The following is a 7,671-nucleotide window of genomic DNA, read 5'->3' on the forward strand; positions in this document are numbered from 1 at the left end:
TTCTTCGCCAGGGCGATCATCCGCACGAGGTCGCCGGACTCGCCGACCGGTCGGGTCGGCAGCACGCCGCGGAGGAAGCAGAGCTCGGCACGGTAGACGTTGCCGAGGCCGGCCATGATCCGCTGGTCGAGCAGCGCCAGCCCGATCGGCCGATCGGGGTCGGCCGAGAGGCGGCGCAGCGCCTCGTCCGGATCCCAGTCCGGCCCGAGCAGGTCAGGACCGAGGTAGCCCACGACGTCCTCCTCGGCCGACAGGGGGACGATCTCGAGGAGCCCCAGCTCGAAGCCGACGGCCTGCCACTGGTCGGTCTCGAGAACGATCCGCGCCTGGAACGCGGGGCGGTGCCACTTCGGCCGCGGGCCGCCGAGCGGGTAGAGGTGCCAGCTGCCCTCCATCTTGAGGTGCGAGTGGATCAGCGCCTCGCCGACGCGCATCAGCAGGTGCTTGCCCCGGGGGACCACGGAGTCGATCGTCTCGCCGGTGAGGTCGACGGTCGCGTACTTCGGCACGCGGACGTCGCAGGTCGTCAGCACCTGGCCGTCGAGCGCCTCCGCCAGGTTGTGCGCCGACCGGTAGACGGTGTCACCCTCGGGCACGCGGGCTCCTCCCGGCGCTCACGCGCGCATCCTGAGTCCGCGCGGGTTCGCGACGAAGCCGGCCGCGACGAGGGCGTCGCCCAGCGCGGTGCCGAGGGAGAACTCGCCGTCGACCTTCTCGACGGTGAGCTTCTCGACCCCGCGGGAGCGCACCAGCTGGGCGAACGCGCCGGCCGCGTCGGCGAGCGCGGTCTCGTCACTCGTGAAGGTGAGCGCGGTCTTGCCGCCGCGCTCGAGGTAGACGGCGAGCTCGCCGTCGACGATCGCGACGAGTGCGCCGGCCTTGCGTCCGGGCCGGTGCCCCTCGCCCTGCGGCCACGGCAGCGCCGCGCCGAACGGATTCGCGGGGTCGGTCGCCGCGAGGGCCAGCACCGGCCGGGGCCGGTCGCGCGCGTCGTCCTGCGGCACGAAGGTGCGCAGCCGGTCGACGCTGCCCGCGGTGCCGAACTGGGCGGCTCCGAGCTTCTCGATGAAGTAGCCCCGGCGGGCGCGGCCCTGCTGCTCGAAGCCGCTGAGCACCTTGTAGGCGAGCGCGAAGCCGCCGAGCACGCCCTCCGCCTGCACGGAGCCGCGCGTGACGATGCCGTACCGCTCGAGCAGCACCTCGCCGAGCGCGTGACCGCGGATCGTCGGGTCGGACTCGGCGAGCGGCACGATCGACCAGCGGCCGCCCGCGGTCGGCGGGCCGACCCGCGTCTGCATGGTCGGCCGGGTCATCATGCGGCCGCGGGGAGCGCGGGCGCGGGCGGGCGCGCGCGGCTGGCGGTGCGCTCCTCCGCTGGTGCCGACGAGGGTGCGCAGCGGGGCGAGCGTGTCGTTGGTGAGCAGCCCCGCCCAGACGAGCTCCCAGAGCGCATCGACCAGGGCGGAGTCGTCGGTCGAGCCGACCGCGTCGGACAGCTGGCGGAAGAAGTAGCCGCCGCCGGAGCCGAGGACCCCGACGATCTCCTGCTGCAGCTCCCCGAGCGGCAGCGTCTCGCCGGGGATGGGCAGGGTGAGCCCGGCCGTCTCGGCGAGGTGCAGGCTCACCCAGCCGTCGTTGCCGGGCAGCGTGCCGGCGCCGGCCCAGAGCACCTCGCCGGTGGCGGTGAGCTCGTCGAGCAGGGCGGGGGAGTAGTCGCGGACGCGGGAGGGCAGGATCAGCGTCTCCCAGGCCGACGCGGGGATCGGCGCTCCGGCGAGCTGGTCGATGACGGAGGCGACGCCGTCGATGCCGCGGAGCGACCCGCCGACGTGCTGCCAGGCCGGAAGGAACCGTCCGTAGGTCGCGCCGTCGACCGGCTCGACCTCCTTGCGGAGCGCGGCGAGCGAGCGGCTCCGGAGCCGGCGGAGCACCTCGGCGTCGCACCACTCGCTGCCCGTGCCGTTCGGCCGGAACTCGCCCTCGGTCACCCGCCGCTCGCCCGAGAGGCGGCGGAGCGTGTCGGTGACGACCGCGACGCCGAGGCCGAGCCTCGTCGCGACGGCGGCGGCGGTGAAGGGGCCGTGGGTGCGCCCGTAGCGGGCGACGAGGTCGCCGAGCGGATCGCGCACCGGGTCGATGAATGCGACCGGCACGCCGATCGGCAGGGGCACGCCGAGGGCGTCGCGGAGCCTCGCCGCATCCTCCATCGCGGCGTAGCGCTGCTCGCCGCCGAGGCCGACGGGCAGGACGCGCTTCGCCTTCACGAGCTGTGCGACGACCGCCTCGAGCGTCTCGCGCCCGATCGGAGGAGCGGCCGCGACGTCCGCCGATGCGACGGACTCCTCGACGAGGCGCTCGCCCAGCTCGTCCATCGTCAGCGGACCGAGCAGGCGGAGCAGGTCGGCCGCGCCCTCGAGCCCGCGCAGACGCCGCTCCGGTTCGACGCGCTGCAGCTCGCGCTCGATCTGCGCGAGGACGACCGGGTCGAGCAGCTCGCGCAGCTCGGCCCGGCCGAGCAGCTCGCCCAGCAGCGCCGCGTCGACCGACAGCGCGGCGGCCCGGCGCTCGGCGAGCGGGCTGTCGCCCTCGTACATGAACGCTGCGACGTAGCCGAAGAGCATCGACCGGGCGAACGGGCTCGCGGTCGGCGTCTCGACCTCGAGGATCCGCAGCTCGCGTCCGTCGAGCCGCGCGGCCAGGCGCAGCAGCGCGGGCAGGTCGTAGACGTCCTGGAGGCACTCGCGCACCGTCTCGAGGATGATCGGGAACGTCGGGTAGGTGCGCGCGACGTCGAGGAGCTGCGCGGCGCGCTGACGCTGCTGCCAGAGCGGTGACCGCTTGCCGGGGTTGTAGCGGGGCAGGAGCAGCGCCCGCGCCGCGCACTCGCGGAAGCGGGCGGCGAAGAGGGCCGACCCGCCGACCTCGCTCGTCACGAGCGACTCGAGCTCGTCGCGCTCGAACAGGAACAGCTCGGCGCCGGGGGGTTCCGACTCGGTGTCGGGGATGCGGACGACGATGCCGTCGTCGCCGGCCATCGCCGCTCCGTCGACCCCGTGCCGCTCGCGCACGCGCGCGCCGACGGCGAGGGCCCACGGGGAGTGCACCTGCATGCCGTACGGCGAGTGGAGCACGAGCCGCCAGTCGCCCAGCTCGTCGCGGAAGCGCTCGAGCACCAGCGTGCGGTCGTCCGGAATCTGCCCGGTGGCGATCCGCTGCTCGTCGAGGAAGGACAGCAGGTTGTTCGTGGCGTACTCGTCCAGGCCCGCCTCGGCGCAGCGCGCTCGCGCGGGATCGGCGGCCGACCCGCCGAGCTCGCGGGTGAACGCGCCGATCGCCTCGCCGAGCTCGGCGGGCCGGCCCTGGGAGTCGCCCTTCCAGAACGGGAGGCGACCGGGCTCGCCGAAGGCGGGCGTGACGATCACGCGGTCGTAGGTGATCTCCTGGATCCGCCAGCTCGTCGCTCCGAGCGCGAAGACGTCGCCGACGCGCGACTCGTAGACCATCTCCTCGTCGAGCTCGCCGACGCGGTTGCCGGTCGAGCCGGGCTCGCCGACCATGAAGACGCCGAAGAGCCCGCGGTCGGGGATCGTGCCGCCGCTCGTGACGGCCAGGCGCTGCGCACCGGGCCGTCCGGTCAGCGTGTTCGCGTCGCGGTCCCAGACGAGTCGCGGCCGCAGCTCCGCGAACTGATCGGAGGGGTACCGGCCGGACAGCAGATCGAGGGTCGCCTCGTAGGCGGAGCGGGGCAGCGAGACGAACGGCGCGCTGCGACGGACCGTGTCGAACCAGTCGTCGACGTCGAGCGCCTCGAGTGCCGTGGCGGCGACGGTCTGCTGCGCGAGGATGTCGAGCGGATTCGCGGGGACCTGGATCGCCTCGATCAGCCCGGAGCGCATCCGCTCGGTGGTGACCGCGGAGTGCAGCAGGTCGGCCCGATGCTTGGGGTAGAAGGCGCCGCGCGACACCTCGCCGACCTGGTGGCCCGCGCGTCCGACGCGCTGGAGGGCGCTCGCGACCGACGGCGGCGTCTCGACCTGCACGACGAGGTCGACCGCGCCCATGTCGATCCCGAGCTCGAGGCTCGACGTGGCGACGACGCAGCGGAGGCGGCCGGACTTCAGGTCGTCCTCGATGATCGCCCGCTGCTCCTTGCTGACGGAGCCGTGGTGCGCGCGGGCGAGCAGCGGTTCGTCGTCGGGAGCGGACTGCCCGGAGCCGCTCGTGCCGCCGGCCGCGCCCATGAGCTCGGCCGGGGCCCGGCGGGACGCCCCCGTGGCCATCGATCCGATCGCCTCGTCGACGAGGGCCCCGACGGCGACGGGCTCGGCCGCCGCGCGGGCCCGCTCGAGGTCGGCCTCGCGGCGCTCCGCGTAGATCTCGTTCAGCCGGGCGGTGAGCCGCTCGGCGAGCCGGCGCGAGTTGGCGAAGACGATGGAGGAGGTGTGCGCGAGCACGCGGTCGACGATCGACTCCTCGACGTGCGGCCAGATCGATCCGCTCTGCGGGCCGGTCGCGCCCATGGTCGAGCCCTCCTGCGGAGCGGCCGCCCCGAGCTCGGACATGTCCTCGACCGGTACGACGACCGTGAGGTCCCACTGCTTCTCGGACACCGGCGCCACGATCGACACCGGCGAGCGGCCGGCCAGGAACCGGGCGACCTCCTCGCGCGGGCGCACCGTCGCCGAGAGGCCGATGCGCTGGACCGGCTTGGGCAGCAGGGCGTCGAGGCGCTCGAGCGAGACCGCGAGGTGCGCTCCGCGCTTGGTCGAGGCGACGGCGTGCACCTCGTCGACGATCACGGTCTCGACGCCGCGCAGCGACTCGCGCGCGGCGGAGGTGAGCATCAGGTAGAGCGACTCGGGCGTGGTGATGAGGATGTCGGGCGGCGTCTTCTGCAGCACGCGCCGCTCGGCGGCGGGAGTGTCCCCGGAGCGGACGCCGACCGTGACGGTCGACGGAGCGACTCCGATGCCCTCGGCGTTCAAGCGCAGCGCCGTCTGGGTGACCCCGACGAGCGGGGAGCGGAGGTTGCGCTCGACGTCGACGCCGAGCGCCTTCAGCGGCGAGACGTAGAGGACGCGGGTGCGGTGCTGCGGATCCTCCGGCGGCGGGCCCTGCACGAGCCGGTCGATCGCCCAGAGGAACGCCGACAGCGTCTTGCCCGAACCGGTCGGAGCGACCACGAGCGCGTGCGAGCCCGACGAGATCGCCGACCAGGCCCCCTCCTGCGCCGCGGTGGGCGCCGGGAAGGCGCCCTGGAACCAGGCGCGGGTGGCGGGGGAGAAGCGCTCGAGAGCGCTGCCGCCGAGATCGGTGGGCATGATTCCATCCTCCCTGCCACCACCGACACTGGCCGCGGCGTCCGCCACGGGCAAACCCTTGACGCGGCGCCCGCCGTCGGCGGCTCAACCGAACGCGCGGCTGATGAAGGCGCTCACGTCGGCGATCTCGGCCTGGCTCACGCCGTGCGCCACGTCCTCGTAGACGCGCGAGTCGAGCTCCGTGTGCGCCGGGAACCACGCGTCGCCCTCCGTCACCGCCCTCTCCGGGATGACCGTGTCCAGCGTGCCGCGACCGCGGAACACGAGCGGGCGCTCCCGTGCGAGGCGCTCATCCGCGTCGTCTCCCTCGGGCAGCGGCACGACGAACCCCGAGAGGGCGACGGCGAACGTGAAGCGGCCGGGGGCGCGCCGGAGCAGCTGCACCGCCAGCGCCGCACCCTGGGAGAAGCCCAGGAGTCCGATCGGGCCCGGGTGCTCGAGCGCGTCCAGCCAGTCGAGGACGTCCTGGGTCGGCTGCTCGACCTCGGCCGGATCGGTGCGCGACTCCTCCGGATCCATCGGCAGCCGCAGCGGCCACCACGCGTTCGCCCGCCCGTCCAGGGCGAGCGGGGCGCGCAGCGACGCGAGCACCGGCTCCAGCGGCAGGTACGCGCCGAGCGAGAAGAGATCGCCCTCATGCGAGCCGTAGCCGTGCAGGAGCACCAGCAGCGGGCGTCCCACCCGGTCCTTCTCGGAGGAGGACCACAGCACGGCGTTCGGATCGATTCCCATGGCTCCATCATCGCCGCCGGCCCCGCCGCGCCCGCTGCGAAACCGGACCGACATGAACGTCGGGTAAGAATGGCTCCATGAGCGTGCGTACCCCTGACCCCAACTCCGGGTGGCTGTCCGACGACGAACTCGCCGAGATCCGCCGTCGGCTCCCGCTGCTGTACGTCGAAGCGGTGCCCGTGCGCGTCGACGGGCTCGGCCAGGTCACGGAGGTGGGCGTGCTGCTGCGCGCGACGGCGTCGGGCCAGATCACGCGCACGATCGTGTCGGGCCGGGTGATGTACGGAGAGACGCTGCGCGACGCCCTCTTCCGGCACCTCGAGAAGGACCTCGGCCCCATGGCCTTCCCGCTGCTGCCGGCCAGCCCGCTCCCCTTCCACGTCGCCGAGTACTTCCCCATGCCCGGCATGGGCCCCTTCACGGACGAGCGCCAGCACGCCGTGTCCCTCGCCTACGTCGTCCCTGTCACCGGCACCTGCGATCCCCGCCAGGACGCCCTCGAGCTCACCTGGATGACCCCCGACGAGGCCTGCTCCGACGCCGTCTCCGCCGAGATGGAGGGCGGACGCGGCGCCCTGGTCCGCGCGGCCCTGGCGTCCGTCGGCCGGCTGAGCTGATTCGTGCGCCGCGTGGCGGCGCACCGCAGTGGGCTTCCAGGGGTGGTTGCGCTCCGTGGAGCGTGGTGCGTTCCGCCTAGCGCGATCCGCTCGCACGCGGATCGCGCGTTCGGCTTCGCCGCGCGCTTCGGCGCCTCCCTTCGGAGAGGAAGCGCCGCCGCGACTTTCGTCGGAGGCGGTCGCTTTCCGCGGAGCGTCGTGCGTTCCGCCTAGCGCGATCCGCTGACACGCGGATCGCGCGTTCGGCTCCGCCGTGCGCTTCGGTGCCTCCCTTCGGAGAGAGGAGCGCTACCGCGACATCCGTCGGAGGGGCCGCGTGCCGCGAGCCTGATGACGAGGAGCCGTGCGGAGCCGGTTCGCGCGTGAGACGTGTGCGGATGTGCGGCAGCGACTCGAGGTACAGCGCTCGGGGCGGCGAGTACGAGGTGCTCTCCGATTGTGAGCAGTACGTCAGCTGAGAGCGACCGTCAGCCACGATGGTGGCTGAGCAAGGACCTCGGCCGACGTTCTGCGCGGCGTCGACAGCGCGGCAGTGTCATCAGAGGTCCGGACGAAGGAATCGGTCGCGGAGATCAGGCCGGTGTTCCACGCATCCCTCGAGTCTGCTGACGGGGTCTGGTCGCATCCGAGGTCGAGGATCGATCCGCCCGCAGAATTGGGCCGCCGATGCGCTCCTGACCTCGGTTGCGTACACCGACCGCGGCGACCATCGTGCCGAGCCCCGTGCGCTCTCGGGGCCTCGTGGCATCGCGCAACAGGGATGCCCCGCTGCCCGCGCCTACGCACGGCCCTCGACCGGCTGCAGGAGCGACGAAGGCCGGGACCCCCTCCCACGGACGACTCCGCAGGAGGAACTCCCGGCCTTCTGTACATTCATCGCGCCCGCGTCACCCGAACGTGCCGCCGAAGCAGCACCCACGAGGCGAACCGCCGATCCACGTGCGAGCGGATCGGCGTAGCCGTTCGCACCCCGCTCTGCGAATCGCAACCACCTCGGAGAG

At 73.6% G+C, this 7,671-nt stretch carries 3 protein-coding genes and 1 pseudogene; 1 reads left to right on the forward strand and 3 read right to left on the reverse strand.

Going from position 1 to position 7,671, the window contains the following annotated elements; all coding sequences use genetic code 11:
* From ASF46_RS03800 to ASF46_RS03810, 3 genes and pseudogenes are all read right to left on the reverse strand, one after another.
* Window positions 1-596 (reverse strand): annotated as a pseudogene (locus ASF46_RS03800) (DNA-formamidopyrimidine glycosylase family protein); the annotation flags it as partial.
* Window positions 597-614: 18 nt separating this feature from the next.
* Window positions 615-5,321, reverse strand: a complete 4,707-nt coding sequence (locus tag ASF46_RS03805; RefSeq protein ID WP_056866484.1) for an ATP-dependent helicase — start codon at window positions 5,319-5,321, stop codon at window positions 615-617.
* An 84-nt stretch (window positions 5,322-5,405) separates the two neighbouring features.
* Window positions 5,406-6,053 carry an alpha/beta hydrolase gene (locus ASF46_RS03810; RefSeq protein ID WP_056866485.1) on the reverse strand — a complete coding sequence of 216 codons (648 nt, stop codon included), beginning with the start codon at window positions 6,051-6,053 and terminating at the stop codon, window positions 5,406-5,408.
* A 77-nt stretch (window positions 6,054-6,130) separates the two neighbouring features.
* On the opposite strand from ASF46_RS03810, the gene ASF46_RS03815 reads away from it, so the two are divergent.
* Complete coding sequence (locus ASF46_RS03815; RefSeq protein ID WP_055786971.1) at window positions 6,131-6,670, forward strand: NUDIX hydrolase family protein; 540 nt, start codon at window positions 6,131-6,133, stop codon at window positions 6,668-6,670.
* Window positions 6,671-7,671: the final 1,001 nt, after the last annotated feature.

The sequence above is a fragment of the Rathayibacter sp. Leaf296 genome, assembly GCF_001423045.1.
In the GTDB taxonomy this organism is placed as follows: domain Bacteria; phylum Actinomycetota; class Actinomycetes; order Actinomycetales; family Microbacteriaceae; genus Rathayibacter; species Rathayibacter caricis.

Excerpts from the sequence above, each read along its gene's own strand:
- ASF46_RS03805 (WP_056866484.1), bottom strand. The coding sequence starts at position 5,321 with ATGCCCACCGATCTCGGCGGCAGCGCTCTCGAGCGCTTCTCCCCCGCC.
- ASF46_RS03810 (WP_056866485.1), bottom strand. The coding sequence starts at position 6,053 with ATGGGAATCGATCCGAACGCCGTGCTGTGGTCCTCCTCCGAGAAGGAC.
- ASF46_RS03815 (WP_055786971.1), top strand. The coding sequence starts at position 6,131 with ATGAGCGTGCGTACCCCTGACCCCAACTCCGGGTGGCTGTCCGACGAC.